Below are 26957 nucleotides of genomic sequence, written 5' to 3' on the forward strand. Positions count from 1 at the left end.
GCAAAAGCAAATTTAGAGTAATTACTCTAATCTATTTTTATTCCATCTCAAAATCATTTATTCAATTTTGACTTCAGGGTCATTAAAGAACCCAGAGGCCTTAATATACTCAATAAAGTCCTGACAAAGTTGCTCAAATGATGGATATGGAGTCACTAAATCTTTTATGCGGACCATTTCTAACCCTGCATAACCACAAGGGTTAATAGTTTGAAAACCAGTTAGAGCACAGTCCAAGTTTAGGGCTAAACCGTGATAACTACGTCCACGGCGAATTTTGAAACCTAAGGAACCAATTTTTCTATCATTTACATATACGCCTGGAGCATCAGGTTTTGCATATGCTTCAATATTATATTTCTTTAAAACATCAATCATAAATTGTTCAGCAAAACTAACCAATGTACGTACATTCCACTTTAGTCGATTAAGGTCAAACATAAAGTAAGCTACCAGTTGGCCTGGTCCATGCCATGTCACTTGTCCACCACGGTCAGTTTGAACGACAGGAATATTCGATGGAATTAGAATATGCTCTGGTTTTCCAGCCTGTCCTTGAGTAAGGACTTCGTGATGCTGGAGCAACCACAGCTCGTCTGCTGTGTTTTCATCACGTTGATTGGTCAGGTTCTTCATCAATTCGAATTTGCTTTGATAATCTTGTAAATCGTTCCACTGACGAATAATCAAAGTGGGTTTATCAAGGCTCATTAAACATTTTCCTGTGCGACGTACTAAACAGAAGGGCAGCTCACAACCTTAAGTCATGAGAGTATGCTCTTGATGAGTTTAAAGTATTTTGCTTAAACGGTTCTAAATATTTGTGATTATTTATAATAAGGTTGTTATAAATAAAAATGCCATGACATTAAAGTTGTCATGGCATCTTAAAATTAAAGTGCAGTTCTTATTTGCGGACAAGCAGCCAAGTCTGCATACAAAGCATGAACTTGTTCCAATTCATCAAAGCGTAATTGTGCGGTTAATGAATGGTATTTGCCTGTACGAGATTCTTGTACTTTTAACGTTGATTGGTCAAAGTCAGGGAAATGTTTTACTAGAATATCAACTACAGCTATACGTAATTCTTCACCCGCATCGCCAATGAGTTTAATTGGATAGTCCATTGGAAATACCCAAAGGTCTTCACGGAGTTCGCGAGATGGAGTGCGGTCTAACATAAGTAACCTCATCATGTGAAACGCCTGCATCATCGCAGGCGTTTATAGCTCTTTCTATTAAATGGGGGCTAGTGTCGAAATTTCAAGATTTCAAAACTTAGTCATTCTCTAAGAAAGAACGCAAGTGTTCAGAACGAGAAGGGTGACGTAATTTACGTAATGCTTTCGCCTCGATTTGACGAATACGTTCACGTGTTACATCAAACTGTTTACCAACTTCTTCTAAAGTATGATCGGTTGGCATATCGATACCAAAACGCATTTTTAATACTTTAGCTTCACGTTCAGTTAAGTTTTCTAGAACTTCACGAGTCGCTTCTTTTAAGCCTTCTGAAGTCGCAGCATCAATTGGAGAAGTGATGTTCTGGTCTTCAATAAAGTCCCCAAGATGCGAATCTTCATCATCACCGATTGGAGTTTCCATTGAAATTGGTTCTTTAGCAATTTTAAGAACCTTACGAACTTTGACCTCATCCATTTCTAAACGTTCACCTAACTCTTCTGGAGTAGGTTCACGGCCCATTTCCTGTAACAATTGACGAGAGACACGGTTAATCTTGTTAATCGTTTCAATCATATGTACAGGAATACGAATTGTACGTGCTTGGTCTGCAATAGAACGGGTAATTGCCTGACGAATCCACCAAGTTGCATAAGTCGAGAATTTATAACCACGACGGTATTCAAACTTATCTACGGCTTTCATCAAACCAATGTTCCCTTCTTGAATCAAGTCAAGGAACTGTAAACCACGGTTGGTGTATTTTTTCGCAATCGAAATTACCAAACGAAGGTTAGCTTCTACCATTTCTTTTTTCGCACGACGTGCTTTGGCTTCACCAATCGCCATACGTTTAGAAATATCTTTAATTTCAGCAACGCTTAAATTAAGTTCTTTCTCAATATCTGCAATCTTTTGCTGGAATGCTAAGACATCTGGACGAACTTTTTCTAAATGAGCTTTGATTTCTGCAGGAGCTTTAGCAATTTGTTCATCTAACCAAGCTGGATTAGATTCTTGTTTAGGGAAAGATGTACGGAATTGAGTACGATCCATACGGCCACGACGCACTGCATAACGCATAATTTCACGTTCGTTGGCACGGATTTGCTCGTGAGTTCCGCGAATCATTTCTGAAATGATGTCAAATAAACGTGGAGTAAATTTAAACATCATGAATACAGTTGCTAAAGACTCAAGAGCTTCATTTGCTTCAGGGCTATTACGGCCATGTTTTTCAATCACAGCTTTAGTTTGAGCCCATGCAGCTTCTAACTCAGCAAAACGAACTTTTGCAACTTCAGGGTCTGGGCCTGAATCACCTTCAGAGTCGTCATCACCTTCAGACTCTTCTTCTTCATCGTCATCATCAAGCTTAACTTCTTTCGTTGACTTTGTAGATGATTCGTCTTCTTCCTCAAGCTCTTCAACTTCTTCTAAAACTTCAGGAATATCTTCATCAGTTTCAGGATCGAGGTAGCCAGATAAAATATCGGCAAGACGGCGTTCGCCAGTTAAAAAATCATTATATTCTTTTAATACAACTTCAACAGCATTTGGCCAGTAAGCGATTGAGTTTAGGACATCACGAATCCCTTCTTCAATACGTTTGGCAATGCTGATTTCACCTTCACGGGTTAATAGTTCTACTGTACCCATTTCACGCATGTACATACGTACAGGGTCTGTCGTACGTCCAGGCTCATTTTCAACAGATGCAAGTACGGCAGCAGCTTCTTCTTCAGCAACTTCATCAGTTGCGTCAGCTGATTCGCCGAACATGGTATCGTCAGATTCAGGTGCACGCTCGTGTACAGGAATACCAACGTCTTGAAGCATCTGGATGATGTCTTCAATCTGTTCGCTTTCAGTAATCGAGTCCGGCAGATGATCGTTAACCTCAGCGTAAGTTAAGTAACCTTGTTCTTTGCCTCGGCTAATCAGAGCCGCTACTTGAGAAGTAGGGGAATGCATATCGCTCATCTTTGCTTACTCTTTGTTGAATCTGTGGCAGTGAAAAACCGTGCATGATAGCACAATTTGCTTGAAATGTTTCGGCTTTGATCGGTGACCGTTAAATAAAAAATATCTTTGAATTCACGACTATTTTTTGAATATTGGGCTAAAATCATTTTTTTCAAGTTTAAATCATAGAAAAATTTGTAGAAATCTTCGATTATCAAAAGACTGTGCTGTTTTATAAATACACAATTTTTTGGGCGAAAAAAAGTACAAATGAGCAATTAAATGAAAAAAATATAAATAAAACTTGACAAGGAAAAGTAAGACAGATAAATAGCGGCTAGACCCATTCACATTTTTTCATTATGAGGTAGTTTTAGTGTCTTCTACAGATTTTGAACTAGATGATAACTACGGCGATGATGATGATGTCGGTTTTGATGAGTCATCAGGCAAAATCAGTGCAAAAGAATCGTTGGAAAAACGTAGATTAATTGATGATCTATTGGCACAGCGCCGTTTAGAGCGTGAGTTAAAAGATTTCGATTATGATTTAGACGATGATGATCTTGATGATGAAGACTAATCAAAACTAAATAGGGCATCGTCGGCTTAAGTGCTATGCTATCGTCAATTTCTTTTTAAAGTCAGGTAACACAATGAGTGCATTAGATTTAGACCAGTTAAGTGAATATCTAGATGGAGACCACAATGAGTATGGTCTAGACTTTGCTGCAACTCATGGTTTTTTGTGTGCAATTGCAGTAGGCCCTCAGTTTGACCGCTGGTTAGATGAATTATTCGAAGGTAACCAGAAAAAGGTTCCGGCAGAAATTATTCAGCAAATCAAGGTTTGGCTAGAGTCGATTCGTCAAGATTTAGCAAATGAAAATGGGATTGAATTTCCATTTGAAGTTGAAGAAGCTGATGTTGAATCAAGCCTAGGCGATTGGAGTGTAGGGTTTGTTGATGCAATGTTCTTAAATGAAGAGGCATGGTTTGCTCCTGAGTATGAAGAACAATTGGTTGATTTGACTTTACCGATCATGGTTTTTAGTGGAATTGATGAAGAAGATCCACAAATGGAGTCTTTCCGTCGCAATGGACAGTTAATGGATGAACTGGCAGAAGAAATTCCAGATAATTTGAATGAATTATATTTGATGTACCATACTCCAAATTAATTTATTAGAAGAAATAATAAATAACGTCCTTTCTAGGGCGTTTTTTATTATTAGCACTTATTTAGAAGAAACAAAAAAAGGCATTTAGAAAACTAAATGCCTTTTGTAGTTACTTTTTAATTTTATAGGCGTTTACGCTTAGCAGCAGCAATTTGTGACTGGCGCATACGGAAACCAGCTTTTTGTTTCTCTGTCGTTTTATCGATGCAATATACGCAAGAAACACCATGTTCATAGCTTGGTAGCGCTGATTCTTCAGGAGTTAAAGGCCAGCCACAAGCATGACATTTAATGTTTGCGCCTTCTTCGACACCATGAGTTACCGCAGTACGTCCGTCAAATACGAAACATTCACCTTCCCAAAGACTTTCATCAGCTGGTGTTTCTTCTAAATATTTGAGAATACCGCCTTTTAGGTGATAAACCTCTTTAAATCCTTCTTGAAGAAGTAAAGAAGTTGATTTTTCACAACGAATACCACCAGTACAGAACATCGCAATTTTTTTGTCTTTATGCTGTTCTAATTCTTTTTTAACGTACTCAGGAAATTCGCGGAATGTTTCTGTTTTAGGGTCAATTGCACCTTTGAAAGTACCGGCTTTGTATTCATAGTCATTACGTGTGTCGATTAAGATGACATCATCGCGTGCAATAAGCTCATTCCATTCTTTAGGATCAAGATAGTGACCAACTAAATCACGAGGTTTTACTTCTACGCCTAAAGTCACAATTTCTTTTTTAAGCTTAATTTTCATTTTACGGAAAGGTTTGTCAGAGCTATGGGATTCTTTATATTCCATAGCATTGAAGCCTTCATTTAATAAAAATTGATGAATTGTATCAATTGCCTCACGGTCTCCTGCAACCGTACCATTAATTCCTTCACCTGCTACAATCAGAGTTCCGCAAAGGTTAATTGTTTTCACTAAGTCTAAAAGACGTTGTTGAAGATCGGCCGGATCTTGAACTTCTTTAAATTGATATAGTGCTGCAACAACCCAACCCGCGGTCGCTTGCTGTTCTACAGGTGCAAGCTGTTCTACAGTAGCGTTCATGGAATACTCCAAATGTATTAAGATAGAAATTTAAGGCGCGTATTTTAGCGCGAAAATTTGTAATAAGCGAGAAAACCATAAAAAGTATATGGTTTATTTAAGGAGTTTGTTTTGAGTAATGATCATCGAACGCTCTCTCTCACCCCATGTGCAGGGCGTTGTTCAACAGTTTTTGGTGATCAAGTATGTCGTGGTTGTCGCCGTTTTAACCATGAAGTAATTCAATGGAATACTTATACAGTAGAGCAGCGTTTAGCTGTCTGGAAGCGCTTAGATGATCAATTAGACCAAATTTTGGTGCCTATGTTGCCACAGGCAAATATCCAGCATGTGGAAGGGTTTATATTAAGTAAGCGTGTTCGGTTAATGGAAGGGGCGAGTAAAGGACGTAAACTCTATCATGCCTTAAAAATATGTGAAAAAAATAAGCATCTTGCACCTGAAAGTGGTTTGGGTATTTCAGAAGCACAAGTTAAAGACATATGGACTGAATTTGAAAGACGTGTTTTAGCTCTGGCAAAAGCAAGTTATGAGTTGGCTTGGTTAAGAGCTGATGGTATTAGTCATCACTTGTTAAATATGTTTGAAGAAGAATAACTTTTAAAAAACTTATTTATAAAAAAAGCTGCCATTAGGCAGCTTTTTTACATTAATGTTCTTTCGAATATTAACGCTTGATGTCACGTTGCACTTCACCAGTGTAAAGCTGACGTGGACGACCAATTTTGTAAGGACCGCTGTGCATTTCTAACCAGTGGCTGATCCAGCCAACTGTACGTGCAAGAGCGAAGATAACAGTAAACATTTCTGTTGGGATACCAATCGCTTTAAGGATGATACCAGAGTAGAAGTCTACGTTAGGGTAAAGTTTACGTTCAACAAAGTACGGGTCATTCAATGCAATACGTTCAAGTTCCATAGCAAGCGCTAATTGAGGATCGTTGATACCTAATGCTTCAAGAACTTCGTCACAAGTTTGCTTCATCACTTTAGCACGTGGGTCGAAGTTTTTGTAAACGCGGTGACCGAAGCCCATAAGTTTAACTTCTTTGCGTTTAACTTTTTCCATGAACTCAGCAACATTTTCAACGCTACCGATTTCATCAAGCATTTTAAGAACTGCTTCGTTCGCGCCACCGTGTGCAGGTCCCCAAAGAGCAGAGATACCAGCAGAGATACACGCATATGGATTCGCACCAGTAGAACCGGCAAGACGAACTGTAGACGTAGAAGCGTTTTGTTCGTGGTCAGCATGAAGCGTGAAAATACGATCCATTGCACGCGCAAGAACAGGGTTTACTTTGTAGTCACGGTCTGCAGGAGTTGCAAACATCATGTGTAAGAAGTTTTCCGCGTAATTTAAGTCGTTACGTGGATAGATGAATGGCTGACCTACAGTATATTTGTAGCTCCAAGCAGCAAGCGTTGGAATTTTAGCAATCAAACGAATCGCAGTAATTTCGCGGTGGTTGATGTCTTCAATGTCAAGGTTGTTGTGATAGAACGCAGATAATGCGCCAACTACACCAACCATGATTGCCATAGGGTGTGCGTCACGACGGAAACCATTGAAAAAACGGCTAACTTGATCATGAACCATAGTGTGAGCACGAACTTTCGCATCGAACTCAACTTTTTGTTCAGCAGTTGGTAACTCACCATTTAATAATAAATAACAAGTTTCAAGGTAGTCTGCTTGAGTCGCTAACTGGTCAATCGGGTAACCGCGGTGTAATAAAATACCTTTGTCACCATCGATAAATGTGATTTTAGACTCGCATGAAGCTGTCGCCATAAAACCAGGATCAAAAGTAAAGTGACCTGAGGCCAATACATCTTTAACGTCGATTACATCGGGACCTAATGTGCCACTGTAAATTGGTAATTCAATTTCTTTGCCATCAAGATGTAATACGGCTTTTTTGCCAGTTGCTTCAGACATTCAATAGATCTCCTGTCCTGGTGAATGATTATCTGACTCGAAATCCTAATTTTCTCATGTGCGAATCAGACGGTGTCAAAATTTGCTATAAGATTAGTGAGTACTGAAATTTTGTCAATTATACTTATGGATAAAAAATGACGTTCCCACAGAGAGTTAGTCATCAAGACCCGAGCAAAAAAGTCAGTAAAATCACTGCATCGGGATGGTATCATAAGTCAATTCAAGAAGAACGTGCAGAAAAAAAATGAAGCGTGAGTACAATTGTAAGCAAATTTTTAAATTAGAATTAAGAATTAGACATGGTTATAAAATGCCAATCCGCTTAAAAAAATCATAAAACTCAGTCTGTAATTTTAAATTGCGATTCAAAAATTGCCTAATTATCACTATTTGATAATTCTAAAAGTTGTACTTTTTTTAAGTTTAATTGTTTAAAAAATAGCTTGTTGAACATCCTTAAAAATTTAAAACTCTTTTTTTGTAAAAATACTACTCACTGTTAAGAGTCAAGTAGCTCTTTATTACATTTAAGGTAAATGATGATATTGGATATTTTTAAAATAAAAATGATTAAAATTAGTATGTAACGGTAAATTTGGTTTATGATTTTGATTAGGCTTGATGAATTATTAACTTTATCTTTAGTCTAAAACTCACTTATTTTAGATAAAGCAGTAGAAAAGATATTTTTTATAAAAGATGTTGTTAAACAAGCACATGTTTTGTTTACTCTTAAATTTTGGATAGGGAAGACTACTGTTTGGCTATGTGAATGATTCTTATTTAATGAGTTTTTGCGGAAAAGGCAAAGTGGATTGTTTGTATTTTGATATTTCGCGTTTTATAATTCAGTGTCGTTTATAGGTTAGGCATGAGCTGTGCTTGCCTAACAATGCCAGCTTTCCTTGGAATTAATTCAACAAACTCCGGTCGGAGTTTCTACCTACAGGATGCCCGCTGTGAAAAGCAACAGACCTGTCAATTTGTCCATGGGTCAGGTGTTAGCGGTAAATTTACGCTCACCCGTGGCTATTGCATCAATTTTACACCGTTTATCAGGTGTCATCGTTTTCTTATTAGTACCAGTTCTCTTATGGATTCTAGATAAATCATTATCTTCACCAGAAGGATTTGACTACGTTAAAAATGTCGTTTTCGGAAATATCCTTGTACGTTTTATCGTTTGGGTATTTGTAGCCGGCTTAATTTTCCACTTTATTGCTGGGGTTAAGCATTTGCTTGCAGATCTAGGTTTTGCTGAAGAACTGCAAAGCGGTCGTATTGCAGCGACAATTTCATTGATCTTATCTGTGGTAGCCATTATCGCAGCCTTTGTATGGATTATGTTCTAATGAAAAGTGCTACAGGTTTAACAGGTTCAGGTTCTCGTGATTGGTTTATCCAGCGTGTAAGTGCTGTGGTATTGGCAGCTTATACTGTTGTTCTTTTTGGTTGGATTCTCTGCAAAGGCGGATTTGACTATCAACAATGGGCTGGCTTCATGATGACATTACCAATGAAGATTTTCTCTTTATTGGCAATTTTGTCGCTTATCGCACACGCATGGATTGGTATGTGGCAAGTTTTCACTGACTATGTCACTACTCGTCAAATGGGTCCTTCAGCGAAAGGTTTACGCCTTGTACTGACTACGGCTGTCATTATTGCAGTGTTTGTGTACGCAATCTGGGGTATCCAGATTTTCTGGGCGAATTGATAGGAAGATATCATGGGCGCGATAAACCCTAAAGAAGATTATTCAAATATTCAAAACCTCACTTTCGATGCTGTTATCGTTGGTGGTGGTGGTTCTGGTATGCGTGCATCTTACCAACTTGCTCAAGCAGGTTTGAAAGTTGCTGTACTTACTAAAGTTTTCCCAACACGTTCACATACAGTTGCTGCTCAGGGCGGTATCGGTGCGTCGTTAGGTAACATGCAAGAAGATAACTGGCATTTCCACTTTTACGATACGGTAAAAGGTTCTGACTGGTTAGGTGACCAAGACGCAATTGAATTTATGTGTCGTGAAGCACCAAAAGTTGTGTATGAACTTGAACATATGGGTATGCCGTTTGACCGTAACGCTGATGGTACAATTTACCAACGTCCGTTCGGTGGTCACTCTGCGAACTATGGTGATAAACCAGTTCCACGTGCTTGTGCTGCTGCTGACCGTACTGGTCACGCATTATTGCACACGCTTTATCAAAGCAACGTGAAAATGGGTACTCAATTCTTCGTTGAATGGATCGCTCTTGATTTGATCCGTAACGAAGCAGGTGATGTGCTTGGTGTGACTGCAATTGACCAAGAAACTGGTAATATTGCCGTATTCCAAGCAAAAGCAACATTGTTTGCAACTGGTGGTGCTGGTCGTGTTTACCGTGCATCAACAAATGCTTATATCAACACTGGTGACGGTCTTGGTATGGCTGCTCGTGCTGGCATTCCATTACAAGATATGGAATTCTGGCAATTTCACCCTACGGGTGTTGCGGGCGCAGGTGTATTGTTAACTGAAGGTTGTCGTGGTGAAGGTGCGATCCTTCGTAACAAAGACGGCGAACCGTTCATGGAACGTTATGCACCGACTTTAAAAGACTTGGCTCCACGTGACTTCGTATCACGCTCTATGGACCAGGAAATTAAAGAAGGTCGTGGTTGTGGTCCAAAAGGTGATTATATCTTACTTGATATGACTCACTTAGGTGCTGACACAATCATGAAGCGTTTACCATCTGTATTTGAGATCGGTAAAAAATTCGCAAACGTAGACATTACTAAAGAACCAATTCCAGTAGTGCCAACAATCCATTATCAAATGGGTGGTATTCCTACGAATATGCATGGTCAAGTGTGCTTACCAGAACCTGGTACAGACAACTACACTAAACCTGTAAAAGGTTTCTATGCAATTGGTGAATGTTCTTGCGTATCAGTACATGGTGCAAACCGTTTAGGTACTAACTCACTTCTTGACTTGGTTGTATTTGGTAAAGCTGCTGGTGAGCACATTATCGACTACGTAACTAAGCATCATGGTGATGAATATGCACCGCTTCCAACAAACGTATTAGAGCAAACTTTAAATCGCGTACGTAAGTTGGATGAATCAACTTCTGGTGAAAATGCACAAGAAGTTGCTGATGCAATTCGTGATATCGTTCAAGACCACGCTGGTGTGTTCCGTACTCAAGCATTGCTTGATAAAGGTGTTAAAGAGATTCTTGCTCTTGAACCGCGTGTGCGTAACATTCACTTGAAAGATAAATCTAAAGTATTTAACACTGCACGTGTTGAAGCGCTTGAAGTTGAAAACTTATATGAGGTTGCAAAAGCTACATTAATTTCAGCTGCTGCGCGTAAAGAATGTCGTGGTGCGCATACGGTAGTTGACTATGAATTACCAGCTGATCACCCAACTTATTCATACGGTCGTCGTGATGATGAGTGGATGAAACATACTTTATGGTATTCATCAGATAACCGTTTGGAATATAAGCCAGTGCGCTTCAAGCCGTTAACTGTTGATCCAATTCCACCAGCACCACGTACATTCTAATCGGGAGTATAAAGATGAGTAGAGGTACTCGTACATTCGAAATCTACCGCTATGATCCTGATAAGGATAAAGCGCCGTACATGCAAACTTTCAAACTTGAATTGACTGATAAGCACCGTATGTTGCTTGATGCATTGCTTGCTTTGAAAGTTCAAGACGAAACGTTAACATTCCGTCGCTCTTGCCGTGAAGGTATTTGTGGTTCTGATGGTGTGAACATCAATGGTAAAAATGGTTTAGCTTGCTTGCAAAACCTTAATGACCTACCAGAGAAAATCGTAATTCGTCCATTGCCAGGTTTGCCGGTTGTTAAAGATTTGGTTGTTGATATGAACCAATTCTATGATCAATATGACAAAATTCAGCCATTCTTGATCAATAACCAGCCAGCTCCACCTAAAGAGCGTTTACAGTCTCCGGAAGAGCGTGAACACTTAAATGGTTTGTATGAGTGTATTCTTTGTGCATGTTGTTCAACTTCATGCCCATCATTCTGGTGGAACCCTGATAAATTCTTGGGTCCTTCAGCATTGTTGAATGCATACCGTTTTATTATCGATTCTCGTGATACTGCGACAGCAGATCGTTTGGCTCGTCTTGACGATCCATTCAGTTTGTTCCGCTGTAAAGGTATCATGAACTGTGTGTCAGTATGTCCTAAAGGTTTGAATCCAACAAAAGCTATCGGTCACATCCGTAATATGTTGTTAGATCAAGCGGGTTAATTCTGCACAAATAGAGAACGCACATCCTTGATGTGCGTTTTTTTTTAATTTTATAATAGACGTCTTATACTTTAGTCGTTAAAAGAGGGGTTTTTATATAAAGCACCATATATTAATAGATAAAATTGGATATGTATTTCGCCAATTTATAGATGGTATGTGTCAAAAAAATCAATCGTTCGTTAAGAACATGATACGATTTGCCACAAAGTTGTAGGTAAAAAAAGCGTATACTAGTGAAATTAAATTAAGTGGCACGATCTTAGATCAGTGCTTAATTTTTATGGTCAAAGTCATTTTAGAAAAGTTAATTGTATAGTTAATTTTTCTAAAAAGATTTGCAAAAAATTGCTCGGTTTTAATCGAGTATAAGGTGAGTGATGATGCCATTGAGGGCGTTGTGATTCATTAATTACCTATGGAGTTTTCTCTCTAGGTAGTATGACGCTCCATGGTCTTGAAGACCTGTTGGGTAAGTAGTGTCATTTTTACCAATTTGACATTATGCATCATGGGTGTGCTTAAAAGGCAGCCTGTAATATTTTTTGCAATAGGAAATGGGTCCACAAATGCAAGAAGTTGCTGACGCATTGCGTCTTGACACTGAACTTTCCGCTGATAGTGCAGCGTATATTGAAGAACTTTACGAGCAGTACCTGACTTCCCCAACCTCCGTCGCTGAGGACTGGCGCCAATATTTCGATAAATATCCAAAGGGTGACCAACCACACAGCGCTGTGCGTGAGCAATTCCTATTACTAGGACGTAATGCTAATCGTGTTCAACCTGTTGTACAAAGTACTGTAAGTACTGAGCATGAGCGTCGTCAAATTGGCGTTTTACAACTTATTGCTGCTTATCGCAATCGCGGACATCAAAAAGCTAAATTAGATCCATTAGGTCTTGCTAAGCGTGAAGATATTCCTGATTTAGATCTTTCAGCACACGGTTTAACCAAATCAGATTTAGACACAGTATTCAATACAGGCAATCTTGAGATTGGCAAGAGCGAAGCAACGCTTGCCGAAATGATTGAAGCAATGGAAGCAATCTATTGTGGTTCAATCGGTGTTGAATACATGCATATCGTGGACACAAAAGAAAAACGTTGGATTCAACAGCGTCTTGAAAGTGCCCGTGGTAAATTCAATTTCTCAAATGATCAAAAGAAAGGCTTCTTAGAGCGTTTAACTGCTGCTGAGGGGCTAGAAAAATATCTCGGTAATAAATACGTCGGTGCTAAACGCTTTGGTGTTGAAGGCGGCGAATCTTTTATTCCTATGGTAAATGAGATTATCCAGCGTGCTGGTGCTGTAGGTTGTAAAGAAGTTGTTATCGGTATGCCACACCGTGGCCGTTTGAACCTTCTTGTTAATATTATGGGTAAAAATCCGGCGGACTTGTTTGGTGAGTTCGAAGGTAAATCACTTCATAAGAAAGGTTCTGGTGACGTTAAATACCACCAAGGTTTCTCAAGTAATGTAATGACTCCAGGTGGTGAAGTTCACTTGGCATTGGCATTTAACCCATCTCACTTGGAAATTGTTGGTCCTGTAGTTGAAGGTTCTGTGCGTGCGCGTCAAGTACGTCGTAGAGACATCGGCGGTGATGACGTATTGCCAGTTATTGTTCATGGTGATGCTGCATTTGCAGGTCAAGGCGTGAACATGGAAACCTTCCAAATGTCACAAACTCGTGGCTATACAGTTGGTGGTACGGTTCATATTATTGTGAATAACCAAGTTGGTTTCACAACTTCTGATCCACGTGATGCGCGTTCTACAGAGTACTGTACAGACGTTGCTAAAATGATTCAGGCACCGATTTTCCATGTAAATGGTGATGATCCTGAAGCTGTTATCTTTGCTACTCAATTAGCACATGATTTCCGTCACGAATTCCGTAAAGATGTTGTTATTGATTTGTTCTGTTATCGCCGTCGTGGTCATAACGAAGCGGATGAGCCATCTGGTACACAACCATTGATGTATCAAGTAATTGCGAAGAAAGCAACTACTCGTACACTTTATGCTGATCAACTTGTACAAGAGAAAGTACTTGATCGTGCTGAAGCTGATCAAATGGTTGAAGATTACCGTTCTGATTTAGAAGCGGGTAATCATGTAGCAAATGCATTGATTCTTGAACCAAATACCAAAATGTTTGTTGATTGGACTCCATATTTGGGCCATGACTATACAGACGATTGGGATACTTCATTTGACTTGAACCGCCTTAAAGAATTAGGCGAGGGCATGAGCAAACTTCCTGAAGGGTTTGTAATGCAGCGTCAGGTTCAAAAAGTAATTGAAGATCGCGTGAAAATGCAAACTGGCGAAACTCCTTTAAACTGGGGTGCAGCAGAAACTTTAGCTTATGCGACTTTATTGGATGAAGATTATCTAGTTCGTATTACTGGTGAAGACGTAGGTCGTGGTACCTTCTCACACCGTCATGCGAAATTGCATAACCAAGTTGACGGTTCAACTTACATTCCTCTTTGTCATGTTAAAGAGAACCAACCACGTTTCGCGATTTACGATTCTTTGTTATCTGAAGAAGCAGTTCTTGCATTTGAATATGGTTACGCAACTACAATTCCTAAGAGCTTAATTATTTGGGAAGCACAATTTGGTGACTTCGTAAACTGTGCTCAGGTTGTGATTGATCAGTTTATTGCTTCTGGTGAGACTAAGTGGGAGCGTGTTTGTGGTTTAACGATGTTGTTACCACATGGTTTCGAAGGTCAAGGTCCAGAGCACTCTTCAGCTCGTTTAGAACGTTTCTTACAGTTATGTGCTGAAGACAACATGCAAGTGATCACTCCAACGACACCTGCACAGATTTTCCATGCATTACGTCGTCAGGCTGTACGCCCAATTCGTAAGCCATTAATCGTAATGTCACCGAAATCTTTACTTCGTCATAAACTTGCAACTTCTACTTTAGAAGAGCTAGCACATGGTTCATTCCAGACTGTAATTGACGAAATCGATCAAATTAACAAGTCAGATGTAACTCGTCTCGTACTTTGTGGCGGTAAAGTTTATTACGACTTACTCGAAAAACGTCGTGAACAAAACTTAACTAATGTTGCAATCGTACGTATTGAACAGTTGTATCCATATCCAGAGCAACGTCTTGCGGAAATCTTGGCTGCTTATCCAAATGTGAAAGAACTCGTTTGGGCACAAGAAGAGCCGAAGAACCAAGGCGCTTGGTTGTTTATCGCACCGCGTTTATATGACGATATCTTAAAATCTGGCAAACAAATCCGTATCAGTTTTGCAGGTCGTGAAGCTTCTGCTGCACCAGCTTGTGGCTCACCGTACTTGCATGCAAAACAACAAGCTCAGCTAATTAATGATGCATTGGCAATCGAAGCTGAACAATCAGGAGATTCTCAATAATGGCAACCGAAATTAAAGCACCGGTATTCCCAGAGTCTGTTGCAGATGGCACCATCGCAACTTGGCATAAAAAGGTGGGTGAACCTGTATCACGTGATGAAGTAATCTGTGATATTGAAACCGACAAAGTTGTTTTAGAAGTTGTTGCTCCTGCAGATGGTAGCTTGGTTGCAATCATTAAAGGTGAAGGCGATACAGTTCTTTCTGACGAAGTTATTGCTCAATTCGAAGCTGGTGCTGGCGCAGCTGCTGCTCCTGCAGCAGTAGAACAAGCAGTTGCTCAAACTCAAGCTGGTGCAGCTCCTGTTGTTGAGCGTACAGAAACTGTGTCTGATCAAGCTCCTGCGGTTCGTAAAGCGTTAACTGAATCTGGTATTGCTGCTTCTGACGTACAAGGTACTGGTCGTGGTGGTCGTATCACTAAAGAAGATGTTGCAAACCATCAAGCTAAACCAGCTGCTAACGTTACTCCGTTAAGCGTTGCTGTTGGCGAGCGTATCGAAAAACGCGTTCCAATGACTCGTTTACGTAAACGTGTTGCTGAGCGTCTTCTTGCAGCTACTCAAGAAACTGCAATGTTAACTACATTTAACGAAGTTAACATGAAGCCAATCATGGAATTGCGTAAGCAATATAAAGATGCTTTCGAAAAACGTCATGGTGCTCGTTTAGGCTTCATGTCATTCTTCGTTAAAGCAGCAACTGAAGCGCTTAAACGTTACCCAGCTGTAAATGCTTCAATTGATGGCGACGATATCGTTTATCACGGTTACTATGACATCGGTGTTGCAGTATCTTCTGATCGTGGTCTTGTTGTACCAGTATTACGTGATACGGACCGTATGAGCTACGCAGAAGTTGAAGCAGGTATTGCTGCTTATGCTGCTAAAGCACGTGATGGTAAATTATCTATCGAAGAAATGACTGGTGGTACTTTCACTATCACTAACGGTGGTACTTTCGGTTCATTGCTTTCAACTCCTATTTTGAACCAGCCGCAAACTGGTATCTTGGGTATGCACAAAATCCAAGAGCGTCCTATGGCGGTAAATGGTCAAGTTGAAATCTTGCCAATGATGTACTTAGCGCTTTCTTACGACCACCGTATGATCGATGGTAAAGAAGCTGTAGGTTTCTTAGTAGCAATCAAAGAATTGTTAGAAGAGCCAGCTAAACTCATCCTTGATCTTTAATTTCTTCGAATAAATACCTACCAGGATAGAGCGATCCTCTATCTTGGTTTATGGAGATAAAAATGTCTCAACAATTTGATCTTGTTGTCATCGGCGGTGGTCCTGGTGGTTATGAAGCTGCGATTCGTGCTGCTCAACTAGGCTTCAAAGTCGCTTGTATTGAAAAACGTATTCACAACGGTAAGCCTTCTTTAGGTGGTACTTGCTTAAACGTAGGTTGTATCCCTTCTAAAGCTTTGCTTGATTCTTCTCATCGTTATGAAGATACAGTGCATCACTTAGCTGATCACGGTATTACAACTGGTGAAGTGAATTTCGATCTTGCAAAACTTCTTGCTCGTAAAGACAAAATTGTTGACCAATTAACTGGCGGTATCGACCAATTGCTTAAAGGCAACGGTATTGAGTGGTTAAAAGGTACAGGTAAATTACTTGCTGGTAAAAAAGTTGAGTTCGTTTCTCATGAAGGTGAAACTCAAGTTTTAGAACCTAAATACGTGATTCTTGCGTCTGGTTCTGTGCCTGTAAATATTCCTGTAGCTCCTGTAGATCAAGATATTATTGTTGATTCAACTGGCGCATTAAACTTCCCAGAAGTACCTAAGCGTTTAGGTGTAATTGGTGCAGGTGTAATCGGTTTAGAACTTGGCTCAGTATGGCGTCGTCTTGGTGCTGAAGTTGTTGTATTTGAAGCAATGGATGCATTCTTGCCAATGGCTGATAAAGCTTTGGCAAAAGAATACCAAAAGCTTTTAACTAAGCAAGGTCTTGATATTCGCGTTGGTGCTAAAGTTTCTGGCACAGAAGTTAATGGTCGTGAAGTGACTGTTAAATACACTCAAGGTGGCGAAGAAAAAACTCAAACTTTTGACAAATTAATCGTTTGTGTTGGCCGTAAAGCTTATGCAGAAGGTTTATTGGCTGAAGATTCAGGCATTAAATTAACTGAACGTGGTTTAGTTGAAGTAAACGATCACTGTGCAACTTCTGTAGAAGGTGTATATGCGATTGGTGACTTAGTTCGCGGTCCAATGCTTGCTCATAAAGCAATGGAAGAGGGCGTAATGGCTGTTGAACGTATTCAGGGTCATGCAGCTCAAGTAAACTATGACACAATCATTTCTGTTATCTATACACACCCTGAAGCGGCGTGGGTTGGTTTAACTGAAGAACAAGCTAAAGAAAAAGGTCATGAAGTAAAAACTGGTCAATTCGGTTTTGCTGTAAATGGTCGTGCTTTAGCTGCTGGTGAAGGTGCAGGTTTTGTTAAGTTCGTTGCTGATGCAAAAACTGACCGTTTATTAGGTATGCATGTGATTGGACCTGCAGCATCTGATATCGTTCACCAAGGTATGATCGCTCTTGAATTTGTATCTTCTGTTGAAGATCTTCAGTTGATGACTTTTGGTCACCCAACATTCTCTGAAGTTGTTCATGAAGCTGCACTTGCTGTAGATGGTCGTGCAATTCACGCGATTCAACGTAAGCGTAAATAAAATTAAAGAGCGGTTTCTCCGCTCTTTTTCACATTCGATGGTGTGATTAAAAAATCATCAAGTTGATAGACGTAGACAGCAATTTGCACATACAACATGAGAATGTTGCGCAAATTGAAGACAACAAACAAAGTTAAGTAGGTAACTAAATGAACTTACATGAGTATCAAGCTAAAGCGTTATTGAAAGAATATGGTATGCCGGTACAAGAAGGTATCTTGGCAACCAATGCAGACGAAGCAGTTGCTGCATTTGAACAGCTTGGTGGTAAATTCGCTGTAATGAAGGCGCAAGTTCATGCTGGTGGTCGTGGTAAGGCTGGTGGCGTTAAAGTTGCAAAATCTAAAGAAGATGTTATCGAATTTGCAAACAATATCATTGGTACTCGTCTTGTAACGTATCAAACAGATGCAAATGGTCAACCAGTAAACAGCATCATTGTTGCTGAAGACGTATATCCAGTTGAGCGTGAGCTTTACTTGGGCGCGGTTGTAGACCGTTCTAGCCGTCGTATTACTTTCATGGCTTCTACAGAAGGTGGTGTAGAAATCGAGAAAGTTGCTGAAGAAACTCCAGAAAAAATTATCAAAGTTGAAGTTGATCCATTAGTTGGCTTACAACCATTCCAAGCACGTGAAGTTGCGTTTGCTTTAGGTTTGAAAGACAAACAAATCGGTCAATTCGTAAAAATCATGACAGCTGCTTACCAAGCATTTGTTGAAAACGATTTTGCTTTATTTGAAATTAACCCGCTTTCTGTTCGTGAAAACGGCGAAATTTTATGTGTAGATGCTAAAGTAGGTATCGACTCTAACGCGCTTTACCGTTTACCTAAAGTTGCTGCTTTACGTGACAAATCTCAAGAGAATGAGCGTGAATTAAAAGCATCTGAATTTGATCTTAACTACGTTGCTTTAGAAGGTAACATCGGTTGTATGGTTAACGGTGCTGGTCTTGCAATGGCAACTATGGACATCATTAAACTTTATGGTGGTCAGCCTGCAAACTTCCTTGACGTTGGTGGCGGTGCAACTAAAGAGCGCGTAATTGAAGCGTTCAAAATCATCCTTGCTGATACATCTGTACAAGGTGTTTTAATTAACATCTTCGGTGGTATCGTACGTTGTGACATGATTGCTGAAGCAATTATTGCAGCGGTTCAAGAAGTAAACGTAACTGTTCCAGTTGTTGTTCGTTTAGAAGGTAACAACGCTGAGTTAGGTGCTAAATTACTTGATGAATCTGGTTTGAAATTAATTTCTGCGAACGGTTTGTCTGATGCCGCAGAAAAAGTTGTAGCTGCAGTTAAAGCGTAAGGGGAGTATCAATCATGAGCGTATTAATTAATAAAGACACTAAAGTATTGGTACAAGGTTTTACTGGTAAAAACGGTACTTTCCACTCTGCACAAGCTTTAGACTACGGTACAAAAGTTGTTGGTGGTGTTACTCCAGGTAAAGGTGGTACAACTCACCTTGACTTACCAGTATTCAACACAATGAAAGAAGCTGTACGTGAAACAAATGCAGATGCATCTGTAATCTATGTACCAGCTCCATTCGTTTTAGACTCAATCGTTGAAGCGGTTGATTCAGGTGTTGGCCTAATCGTTGTGATCACTGAAGGTGTTCCAACAATCGACATGCTTAAAGCAAAACGTTATTTAGAAACTAACGGTAACGGTACTCGTTTAGTTGGTCCTAACTGCCCAGGCGTGATCACTCCGGGTGAATGTAAGATCGGTATTATGCCTGGTCACATCCACCAACCAGGTCGTATTGGTATTATCTCACGTTCAGGTACATTGACTTATGAAGCTGTTGCTCAAACAACTAAGCTTGGTTTAGGTCAGTCTACTTGTATCGGTATTGGTGGTGACCCAATCCCAGGTATGAACCAAATCGAAGCGCTTCAATTGTTCCAAGACGATCCAGATACTGATGCAATCATCATGATCGGTGAGATCGGTGGTACAGCAGAAGAAGAAGCTGCTGAATTCATCAAATCTAACGTGACTAAGCCTGTAGTAGGTTACATCGCTGGTGTAACTGCTCCTAAAGGTAAGCGTATGGGTCACGCTGGTGCGATCATTTCTGGTGGTCAAGGTACTGCTGAAGAGAAATTTGCTGCATTTGAAAAAGCAGGTATGGCTTACACTCGTAGCCCAGCTGAGCTTGGTTCAACTATGTTGCAAGTATTAAAAGAGAAAGGTTTAGTTTAATAGCTACCTTAAATCTTTAAAAAATGTCGCATCTGAAAAATGATGCGGCATTTTTTTTTGCATCATTGAAAAGTAGCATAAAATGAAATGAGAAATAATAACGCTAAAAAGAGACAAAAAAATACGCAATGATTGGGGTGATCATTGCGTAGAACAACGAATCTGTTAAAAACAGTTTCGGCTTAAGGAGAAATGTCGTGAGGTTCATATCAACCTACTTGAGCTATATTATTGAGGTGTTCATATTTGTTCATTAAGGTTCACGTTAATTAGTGTTACTTCACGTTAAAAGGGTAAGAGCGTGTGAATCATAATAAATATATAGAAATTGTAATAGCTTAAATTATTGAATCTAAATGTAATTATAAAAAAAGCCCCGTAGGGCTTTTTGAATTATATTTTGAATAAAAGAATTAGAATTTAAATAAGCCTAAGCCATCTTTAACTTCATCTAAAGTTTGCTGAGTAATGTCTCGACATTTATCAGTACCTTGACGTAAAACATCCATAATGTAATCAGGGTCTTTAGCAAGTTCTTCACGGCGCTCACGAATAGGAGTAATTAATTCTTTTAACACACCTTCGAGACGTTTTTTAACTGTACCATCACCAAGACCACCACGGCGGTAATGTGCTTTTAGCTCTTCAACTTCTTCTTTATTTGGATCAAATGCATCTAAGTAAGTAAATACGATGTTTCCTTCAACCTGACCTGGATCTTCGATACGAAGATGATTTGGGTCAGTGTACATTGCGTTTACAGCCTTTTTAATGTCTTTGTCAGAAGCATTTAAAACAATGGTATTGCCTAATGACTTAGACATTTTTGCTTTACCATCAAAACCAGGTAAACGAGCCATATTAGAAAGCAATGCTTTACATTCAGGTAAAAGGTCTTGACCAATTTGACGGTTTACACGACGCACGATTTCATTCGTTTGCTCAATCATTGGAATCTGATCTTCACCTACTGGTACTACAGTTGCTTTAAAAGCCGTAATATCAGCCGCCTGTGCAACAGGATAGCAAAGGAAGCCCGCCGGAATGTCACGTTCAAAACCGCGCATTTGAATTTCAGATTTAATAGTCGGGTTACGTTCTAAACGAGCCACAGTTACAAAGTTAAGATATAACATTGTAAGTTCATTCAGTGCTGGTAAACATGACTGAACACAAATAGTTGTTTTAGTTGGATCAATACCAACAGCTAAATAATCTAGAGCAACTTCTAAAATGTTACGACGTACTTTATCTGGGTTATCTGCATTATCTGTTAATGCTTGTGCATCTGCTAATAAGAGGTGTTGATGGTGGCTATCCTGTAAACCTACACGTGAACGCAAAGAACCGACAAAATGCCCAAGGTGAAGTTGTCCGGTTGGGCGGTCGCCTGTCAAAATAATTGGACGCTGATCAACATTACTCATTATTTATTCCACTATCGTATTGGCTTAATCAGGGATAGTAAGCCCTGTAATATAAAAGATTGGCATTATTGTACGGGAAATAAATTTTTTTCGTCAGCGATTGGTTAAACTTTCTTAAAATAATATTGTGAATTTATTCAGTAAAATTACAGAAATTAGAATATTTCATCTTACAATAGCTAGATAAATACAAACCTGGATAAGAAATGGCAAGTGGCTTACTTTTATTACTAGATGATATTGCAACAATTTTAGATGATGTCGCTTTAATGAGCAAAATGGCAGCAAAGAAAACTGCCGGTGTTTTAGGTGATGATTTGGCTTTAAATGCACAACAGGTAACAGGTGTACGTGCAGATCGTGAATTGCCTATCGTATGGAAGGTTGCCAAAGGTTCTTTAGTTAATAAGCTTATTTTAGTACCTTTAGCTTTATTAATTAGTGTTATCGCACCGTGGCTGATTAACCCTTTATTGATGCTAGGTGGTTTGTTTCTATGTTATGAAGGCGTTGAAAAAGTTCTTCATACAATTATGCATAGAAAAGCTTCAACCTCTGAGGAAGCAGAAAAAGAATTTAACAATGAAGAGCTGGATCTGGCTACTTTTGAAAAAGAGAAAGTAAAAGGAGCTATTCGAACTGACTTTATTTTATCTGCTGAAATTGTTGTTATTTCTTTAGGAACAGTTGCTACGGCGGCTTTAATAACAAAAATAAGTGTACTTAGCATTATTGCTGTTGTGATGACACTAGGTGTTTATGGCTTGGTTGGTGTGATTGTTAAGATTGATGATTTAGGATTATATTTAACAAAACAGGCTGCTTCTTTTAAACAAACTCTAGGACGTGGTTTACTTGCTTTTGCTCCTCTTTTAATGAAGCTACTTTCTATTGTCGGAACTATTGCAATGTTTTTAGTAGGTGGAGGAATTATTAACCATACAATTCCTTTACTTCATCATATTACTGATAGTACCGTCGATCATGTAGAGAATATACCCGCAGTAGGCAATATTATTGGAGCTTTAACACCGACATTAATGAACTTTGCGATTGGTATGATTGCTGGGGCGGTTGTGTTGCTTGGGGTGAGTTTAATACAGAAAATGTGGCCAAAAGCTTCTGACTAATCAGGCCATTTAATAAGAAGAGGGACGTTATGCGCTGGAGAGATCGTAGAGTCAGTACCAATGTTGAGGACCGTCGAGGTGGGGGCGGTGTTAAAGCAGGTGGTATTAGTATTATTGGTTTGGTCGTGGCATTTATCGCATGGAAATTTTTTGGCGTTGATCCGCAAATGGCTTATCAGGCAACGCAGCAGGTTACTGCTTCACAACAATCAAATGCAACCTCACCAGAAAGTTTAACACCTGAGCAAAAAGAAGCATCGGATTTTGTTGGAACTGTATTAGCTGATACAGAAGATACGTGGACACCTATATTTAAACAGTTAGGTAAAACTTATACACCGCCAACGTTAGTTTTATTTAGTGGAGTGACTCGCTCAGGTTGTGGTACCGCTCAATCTGCTATGGGACCTTTTTATTGCCCAGCTGACCAAAAAGTTTATATCGATACCGAATTCTTTAAAGATATGCGCGAGCAAATGGGGATTTCGGGTGAGCAAAATAAATCAGAGCTTTCTCGCCAAGATCAGGCAGGGGATTTTGCTCAAGCCTATGTTGTTGCGCATGAAGTAGGTCATCATGTTCAAACCTTGCTTGGTATTTCATCTCAAGTGCAACAAGCTCGTTCGCAAGTCAGCCAAAGAGAGGGTAACCAATTATCTGTTCGACAAGAGTTACAAGCTGACTGTTTAGCAGGTATATGGGCAAATCATAATCAACAACGTACTCAGTTTTTAGAGTCTGGTGATGTTGAAGAAGCAATGGATGCAGCTCAAAAAATTGGTGATGACTATTTGCAAAAACGTGCGACAGGACAAGTTGTACCTGATAGTTTTACTCATGGTACGAGTGAACAGCGGATGCATTGGTTTCAAATGGGCTTAAAGTCCGGTGATATCAACCAATGTGATACTTTTAATAATCCTATCTAATGTTAAAGATGAGTTTATTAAAACACTTTAAATAAGCTCATCTTTTAATACCCCAACTTCATAATTAATGTTAAGAAATTTAACTGATCGATAGAATGATTAAAGTAATTCGTTAAACTTATATTCCAACTTTTAACTGTTTAGGCCCTTATAAGGTGCCTACTTCCTCATTCTGTTCAGTTTAGCTGTCTAGGTTTTTTATTTGGTCATTGACCCAGAAGAAGGGTATTCATGGGTAATTTTTTCTTATTACAAGCACTTACAGTTGTATTTGCTTTATCAATTGCAACGACTATATTCAATAAGCGTATTTTAGGCTTTCCTCAAGCTATTGGCGTGCCTCTTGTTTCTGCAATCTTTGTCTTCATTTTGCAATGGGGAGCTAGTCTCTTAAATGGTAATCAGTTCATTACCATTAATATTCACAATATTGAAGAAGCAGTACGTCATATCGATTTTTATGACTTTTTAATTAATGGCGTCATTTGTTTTATTCTGACATCTTCTGCACTGAAATTTAAAATTTCAGACTTAAGAAGTTATTGGCGACAAATTAGTATTCTAGCGACTATTGCACTAGTTATCTGCGCCGTATTGTTTGGTGGCTTACTTTACGGCTTTCAATTACTGGTTGGCCATCATGTACCAATTTTAGTTCTTCTATTATTAGGCGCGGCATTGGGAGCAACTGACCCGATCGGTATTAAAGGTGTTTTAAGTTCGATTCGTGCGCCCCATCATTTGATTGTCAAATTAGAAGGCGAATCTTTATTTAATGATGCAATGTGTATTGCACTATTTATGACATTGCTGAACGTTTTACAAGGTGAACATTTTTCGTTAGTTGCGACTTTAGAAGCTTTACTTTATGAAATTGTGGTTGCTGTCGGTATTGGATGGGCATTCGGTATAGGAACATTACGTCTATTACGTGGCAAACACGAAATGGAGTCCCTGATTCTAACAACTGCCTTACTTGCTAGCGGAGCATATTTAGTTGCTTTGTTTGCTCATGCTTCTGCTCCGATTGCTTGTGTGATTGGCGGTTTAATCGTTGGTAATAAATGGAAAGAAATCCGTGAAGAGCGTGAGATTAGAGAAGTTAATCATTTTTGGCATACAGTAGAAGGAATTATTAATTCATTCTTATTCACTTTAATTGGTCTTGAGCTGTTTATTCTTGATTTGAATTTTAGCCTGATCTTAGGGGGAATAGTTGCTTTCTTTATTTTGCATATTTCTCGTTTTGCAGCAAATTTTATGTCTTTTGCTTTCTTCCCAACAATGCGCAAAACCAAAAGCTACAATGGTAGTTTAACTATTTTATCTTGGGGTGGCGTACGAGGCGGGATTTCACTTGCTTTAATTCTGGCTGTTGCAAATATTCCAGCACTTAGTCCTTATAGTAGTATTCTTATTGGATATACCTTTATTAGTGTACTGTTATCTGGTGTGGTATGTGGCCTTGGTCTACCGGCAGTAATGAACGCATTTTATTACAACCCTAATGAAGAAACCGAAGGACTTAAAGGCTTTTACCAAAAGTTATGTCACAAAATGAATCGCCGTGGCTTTCAATATATTGTAGGAGAAGATGCGTTAGGAAGAGAAACTATTACTATCTTTAACCCTGATGTTATTGTTGATCAAAAAACAGAAGATGGTATTGCAACTATGCATGACCCTAATAAGTTACAAGAAGTAAAACGTTTTGAGAGTCCAGATAATTTTTAACTTAACTTAAAAATCTTTTTAATTAGTATTAAAAAATTAGGCTTTAGTGTAATAGTAAAATATTATCTGAAGCCATTTTTTTCTATATATATATCATTATTAATATATTTTATTTTATTGAGATATTAAAAATTGTTATATAAAAAATTAAATTAAAATAGTTTTCAATAAAATTTCAATAATAAAAAATTAAATTTGTTTTATATATAAAACAGTTGCTAGTTATTTTTCGCAATTTATAAGAATAAGAACGAGAATTTTATTTATATAAAATTTGTATTAATTAAATTTTTTTCTTTAAGGACTTTAGTATTTATTTTTTTTATTTTAAAGTGGTTAATGTAAAAATGATCACATTACTTAATGTTTTTAAGTTGTAGGTCAAAAACTCGAAAACATTAAGTAAAAAGAATTATACAAAAAATCATTTAAATCAATAATATAAAAGGAATATAGATATGCCTGAGATACAAATTATTGCCAAGGACAGTCACAAAACCTTGGTAACAACAGAGGGAACTTCTGCAAAACTTTCAGAAGCGTCAGTTGTATTGGTAAAAGTAGCTGCCAGTGATGTACTGGTAGTTAATAGAGAGGGTACTAATGCAGTAATTCGCCTAAAAAATGGCGAAACTATTGTTATTGAAGGCTTCTTTAGTGGTACTGCTGAACCAGCTGATAACAGTCTTGTATTTCAAGATCAGAATGGTCAACTCATTTGGGCAAAATTTAAAGATGCTGAAAATGATGCAGATGCTGACAGCGATGCAGATGCAGATGCCGACAGTGATGTGGAGCCACAAGCACTTTTAGGTGAAGACTTACCAGCAGCACTACCAGCAGAAGCACCACAGGCATTAGTGTCTGATGTTATTTATCAACCAATTTCTTCAATTCAGCCATTACTTTATCATGATGCAGGTGTGAACCCATGGTTATGGGCAGCAGTACCTCTAGTTGCAGGCGGTATCATTGCTGCTGCATCAAATAGTGGTAGTAGTAATGACTCTTCTCCTGCAGATACTACACCCCCAAATACAAATGGGGTTACTTTCTCTGTTGATCCTATAACTTCAGATAATGTTATTAATTCAACTGAAGCTGCTGGTAACGTTACTGTTACAGGCAGCTTAAAAAATATTCCAGCAGATGCTGCAAATACTGTCGTTACTGTAGTTGTGAATGGTGTAACTTATACTGCAACTGTAGATAAAGTAGCAGGAACATGGAGCGTAGTTGTACCAGGCAGTGGATTAATTGCAGATAGCGATAAAACCATTGATGCAAAAGTTACGTTTACTGATGCAGCGGGTAATAGTAGCAATATAACTGAATCAAAAACTTATACAGTAGATACCACTGCGCCAAATGCACCAGTAATTGATCCAATCAATGCAACTAATCCTGTAACAGGTACAGCAGAAGCTGGTTCAACAGTTAAGGTCACTTTCCCGGATGGTACAACAGCGACTGTAGTTGCAGGCCCGGATGGTAAATGGACAGTACCAAACCCAGGTGATCTTAAAGATGGAGACAAAGTTACAGTTGTTGCAACTGACCCAGCGGGTAACCCATCAGCACCATCAACTGGTACAGTAGATGCGGTTGCACCAGCAGTAACTGTAACAACCACATTAACCAATGACAGCACACCTGCGTTAAGCGGTACAGTGAACGATCCAATAGCGAAAGTTGTGGTGACTGTAGACGGTGTGAACTACCCGGCAACCAATAATGGTGATGGCACCTGGACCCTTGCAGACAATACACTTCCAGTGTTGACAGACGGTCCGCATACG

22 protein-coding genes and 1 pseudogene are annotated in these 26957 nt (G+C 39.0%); 17 read left to right on the forward strand and 6 right to left on the reverse strand.

Features of this window, described 5'->3' with window-relative positions; genetic code table 11:
* Window positions 1-57 precede the first annotated feature (57 nt).
* The 3 genes from lipB to rpoD all read right to left on the reverse strand — a co-directional run bounded on the left by lipB (window position 58) and on the right by rpoD (window position 3165).
* The gene (gene lipB / locus J678_RS13895; RefSeq protein WP_004712250.1) at window positions 58-711 is read right to left on the reverse strand and encodes a lipoyl(octanoyl) transferase LipB; all 654 of its coding nucleotides are present in this window, start codon (window positions 709-711) and stop codon (window positions 58-60) included.
* A 182-nt stretch (window positions 712-893) separates the two neighbouring features.
* A complete protein-coding gene (locus J678_RS13900) occupies window positions 894-1181 on the reverse strand; it encodes a YbeD family protein (RefSeq protein ID WP_002051390.1) in 288 nt (95 codons plus the stop codon).
* A gap of 97 nt (window positions 1182-1278) precedes the next feature.
* On the reverse strand, window positions 1279-3165 hold the full coding sequence (gene rpoD / locus J678_RS13905) for an RNA polymerase sigma factor RpoD (RefSeq protein WP_004712253.1): 1887 nt from the start codon (window positions 3163-3165) through the stop codon (window positions 1279-1281).
* Between the two features lie 358 nt (window positions 3166-3523).
* Between rpoD and J678_RS13910 the strand changes: the two genes are divergently transcribed.
* Complete coding sequence (locus J678_RS13910; protein ID WP_000099358.1) at window positions 3524-3730, forward strand: PA3496 family putative envelope integrity protein; 207 nt, start codon at window positions 3524-3526, stop codon at window positions 3728-3730.
* A 73-nt stretch (window positions 3731-3803) separates the two neighbouring features.
* Complete coding sequence (locus J678_RS13915; RefSeq protein ID WP_001274941.1) at window positions 3804-4328, forward strand: YecA family protein; 525 nt, start codon at window positions 3804-3806, stop codon at window positions 4326-4328.
* A gap of 122 nt (window positions 4329-4450) precedes the next feature.
* Here J678_RS13915 and J678_RS13920 read toward each other — a convergent pair whose 3' ends face one another.
* Window positions 4451-5383: a rhodanese-related sulfurtransferase gene (locus tag J678_RS13920; RefSeq protein ID WP_002051550.1), complete on the reverse strand. Its 933-nt coding sequence runs from the start codon at window positions 5381-5383 to the stop codon at window positions 4451-4453.
* 111 nt (window positions 5384-5494) lie between these two features.
* On the opposite strand from J678_RS13920, the gene J678_RS13925 reads away from it, so the two are divergent.
* Window positions 5495-5980 (forward strand): DUF1289 domain-containing protein, encoded by a 486-nt coding sequence (locus tag J678_RS13925; RefSeq protein ID WP_017393833.1) that lies wholly within the window; start codon window positions 5495-5497, stop codon window positions 5978-5980.
* A 70-nt stretch (window positions 5981-6050) separates the two neighbouring features.
* Here J678_RS13925 and gltA read toward each other — a convergent pair whose 3' ends face one another.
* Window positions 6051-7325, reverse strand: a complete 1275-nt coding sequence (gltA, locus tag J678_RS13930) for a citrate synthase (protein WP_001287579.1) — start codon at window positions 7323-7325, stop codon at window positions 6051-6053.
* Window positions 7326-8278: 953 nt separating this feature from the next.
* Between gltA and sdhC the strand changes: the two genes are divergently transcribed.
* From sdhC to sucD, 10 genes and pseudogenes are all read left to right on the forward strand, one after another.
* Entirely contained in the window at window positions 8279-8680 is a 402-nt protein-coding gene (gene sdhC / locus J678_RS13935; protein ID WP_006580405.1) for a succinate dehydrogenase, cytochrome b556 subunit, read from the forward strand.
* A complete protein-coding gene (sdhD, locus tag J678_RS13940; protein ID WP_000833672.1) occupies window positions 8680-9045 on the forward strand; it encodes a succinate dehydrogenase, hydrophobic membrane anchor protein in 366 nt (121 codons plus the stop codon). The genes sdhC and sdhD overlap by 1 nt, the downstream gene beginning before the upstream one ends.
* A gap of 12 nt (window positions 9046-9057) precedes the next feature.
* Window positions 9058-10893 (forward strand): succinate dehydrogenase flavoprotein subunit, encoded by a 1836-nt coding sequence (sdhA, locus tag J678_RS13945; RefSeq protein ID WP_002051114.1) that lies wholly within the window; start codon window positions 9058-9060, stop codon window positions 10891-10893.
* A gap of 14 nt (window positions 10894-10907) precedes the next feature.
* Window positions 10908-11618, forward strand: a complete 711-nt coding sequence (locus J678_RS13950) for a succinate dehydrogenase iron-sulfur subunit (RefSeq protein WP_002051353.1) — start codon at window positions 10908-10910, stop codon at window positions 11616-11618.
* A gap of 283 nt (window positions 11619-11901) precedes the next feature.
* Window positions 11902-12030 (forward strand): annotated as a pseudogene (locus J678_RS23160) (hypothetical protein).
* Between the two features lie 157 nt (window positions 12031-12187).
* Window positions 12188-15028 (forward strand): 2-oxoglutarate dehydrogenase E1 component, encoded by a 2841-nt coding sequence (locus J678_RS13955; protein WP_002051480.1) that lies wholly within the window; start codon window positions 12188-12190, stop codon window positions 15026-15028.
* Window positions 15028-16221 carry a 2-oxoglutarate dehydrogenase complex dihydrolipoyllysine-residue succinyltransferase gene (gene odhB, locus J678_RS13960; protein WP_002051292.1) on the forward strand — a complete coding sequence of 398 codons (1194 nt, stop codon included), beginning with the start codon at window positions 15028-15030 and terminating at the stop codon, window positions 16219-16221. The genes J678_RS13955 and odhB overlap by 1 nt, the downstream gene beginning before the upstream one ends.
* A gap of 62 nt (window positions 16222-16283) precedes the next feature.
* Window positions 16284-17717, forward strand: coding sequence for a dihydrolipoyl dehydrogenase (gene lpdA, locus J678_RS13965; RefSeq protein ID WP_017393831.1), 1434 nt, complete (start codon window positions 16284-16286; stop codon window positions 17715-17717).
* A 149-nt stretch (window positions 17718-17866) separates the two neighbouring features.
* Window positions 17867-19033 carry an ADP-forming succinate--CoA ligase subunit beta gene (gene sucC, locus J678_RS13970; protein WP_001048573.1) on the forward strand — a complete coding sequence of 389 codons (1167 nt, stop codon included), beginning with the start codon at window positions 17867-17869 and terminating at the stop codon, window positions 19031-19033.
* 14 nt (window positions 19034-19047) lie between these two features.
* Window positions 19048-19938: a succinate--CoA ligase subunit alpha gene (gene sucD / locus J678_RS13975; RefSeq protein WP_002051332.1), complete on the forward strand. Its 891-nt coding sequence runs from the start codon at window positions 19048-19050 to the stop codon at window positions 19936-19938.
* A 413-nt stretch (window positions 19939-20351) separates the two neighbouring features.
* On the opposite strand, the gene trpS is transcribed toward sucD, so the two are convergent.
* On the reverse strand, window positions 20352-21365 hold the full coding sequence (trpS, locus tag J678_RS13980; RefSeq protein WP_004712256.1) for a tryptophan--tRNA ligase: 1014 nt from the start codon (window positions 21363-21365) through the stop codon (window positions 20352-20354).
* A gap of 206 nt (window positions 21366-21571) precedes the next feature.
* Here trpS and J678_RS13985 point away from each other — a divergent pair, with 206 nt between their 5' ends.
* From J678_RS13985 to J678_RS14000, 4 genes are all read left to right on the forward strand, one after another.
* On the forward strand, window positions 21572-22495 hold the full coding sequence (locus J678_RS13985) for a DUF808 domain-containing protein (RefSeq protein ID WP_017393830.1): 924 nt from the start codon (window positions 21572-21574) through the stop codon (window positions 22493-22495).
* A gap of 29 nt (window positions 22496-22524) precedes the next feature.
* Window positions 22525-23424 carry a neutral zinc metallopeptidase gene (locus J678_RS13990; protein WP_017393829.1) on the forward strand — a complete coding sequence of 300 codons (900 nt, stop codon included), beginning with the start codon at window positions 22525-22527 and terminating at the stop codon, window positions 23422-23424.
* Window positions 23425-23655: 231 nt separating this feature from the next.
* Window positions 23656-25158 (forward strand): cation:proton antiporter, encoded by a 1503-nt coding sequence (locus tag J678_RS13995; protein WP_002051161.1) that lies wholly within the window; start codon window positions 23656-23658, stop codon window positions 25156-25158.
* Window positions 25159-25616: 458 nt separating this feature from the next.
* Window positions 25617-26957 (forward strand): BapA/Bap/LapF family prefix-like domain-containing protein (locus tag J678_RS14000; protein WP_032027355.1); only part of this gene is annotated, 1341 nt, incomplete at its 3' end.

Source organism: Acinetobacter sp. 1424608 (assembly GCF_000588255.1).
GTDB classification, from domain to species: Bacteria; Pseudomonadota; Gammaproteobacteria; order Pseudomonadales; family Moraxellaceae; genus Acinetobacter; species Acinetobacter nosocomialis.

Bases quoted from the DNA above. Each gene is read 5' to 3' on its own strand.
- lipB (WP_004712250.1), bottom strand. From the start codon at position 711: ATGAGCCTTGATAAACCCACTTTGATTATTCGTCAGTGGAACGATTTA.
- J678_RS13900 (WP_002051390.1), bottom strand. From the start codon at position 1,181: ATGTTAGACCGCACTCCATCTCGCGAACTCCGTGAAGACCTTTGGGTA.
- rpoD (WP_004712253.1), bottom strand. From the start codon at position 3,165: ATGAGCGATATGCATTCCCCTACTTCTCAAGTAGCGGCTCTGATTAGC.
- J678_RS13915 (WP_001274941.1), top strand. From the start codon at position 3,804: ATGAGTGCATTAGATTTAGACCAGTTAAGTGAATATCTAGATGGAGAC.
- J678_RS13920 (WP_002051550.1), bottom strand. From the start codon at position 5,383: ATGAACGCTACTGTAGAACAGCTTGCACCTGTAGAACAGCAAGCGACC.
- gltA (WP_001287579.1), bottom strand. From the start codon at position 7,325: ATGTCTGAAGCAACTGGCAAAAAAGCCGTATTACATCTTGATGGCAAA.
- sdhC (WP_006580405.1), top strand. From the start codon at position 8,279: ATGCCCGCTGTGAAAAGCAACAGACCTGTCAATTTGTCCATGGGTCAG.
- sdhD (WP_000833672.1), top strand. From the start codon at position 8,680: ATGAAAAGTGCTACAGGTTTAACAGGTTCAGGTTCTCGTGATTGGTTT.
- sdhA (WP_002051114.1), top strand. From the start codon at position 9,058: ATGGGCGCGATAAACCCTAAAGAAGATTATTCAAATATTCAAAACCTC.
- J678_RS13950 (WP_002051353.1), top strand. From the start codon at position 10,908: ATGAGTAGAGGTACTCGTACATTCGAAATCTACCGCTATGATCCTGAT.
- J678_RS13955 (WP_002051480.1), top strand. From the start codon at position 12,188: ATGCAAGAAGTTGCTGACGCATTGCGTCTTGACACTGAACTTTCCGCT.
- odhB (WP_002051292.1), top strand. From the start codon at position 15,028: ATGGCAACCGAAATTAAAGCACCGGTATTCCCAGAGTCTGTTGCAGAT.
- lpdA (WP_017393831.1), top strand. From the start codon at position 16,284: ATGTCTCAACAATTTGATCTTGTTGTCATCGGCGGTGGTCCTGGTGGT.
- sucC (WP_001048573.1), top strand. From the start codon at position 17,867: ATGAACTTACATGAGTATCAAGCTAAAGCGTTATTGAAAGAATATGGT.
- sucD (WP_002051332.1), top strand. From the start codon at position 19,048: ATGAGCGTATTAATTAATAAAGACACTAAAGTATTGGTACAAGGTTTT.
- trpS (WP_004712256.1), bottom strand. From the start codon at position 21,365: ATGAGTAATGTTGATCAGCGTCCAATTATTTTGACAGGCGACCGCCCA.
- J678_RS13985 (WP_017393830.1), top strand. From the start codon at position 21,572: ATGGCAAGTGGCTTACTTTTATTACTAGATGATATTGCAACAATTTTA.
- J678_RS13990 (WP_017393829.1), top strand. From the start codon at position 22,525: ATGCGCTGGAGAGATCGTAGAGTCAGTACCAATGTTGAGGACCGTCGA.
- J678_RS13995 (WP_002051161.1), top strand. From the start codon at position 23,656: ATGGGTAATTTTTTCTTATTACAAGCACTTACAGTTGTATTTGCTTTA.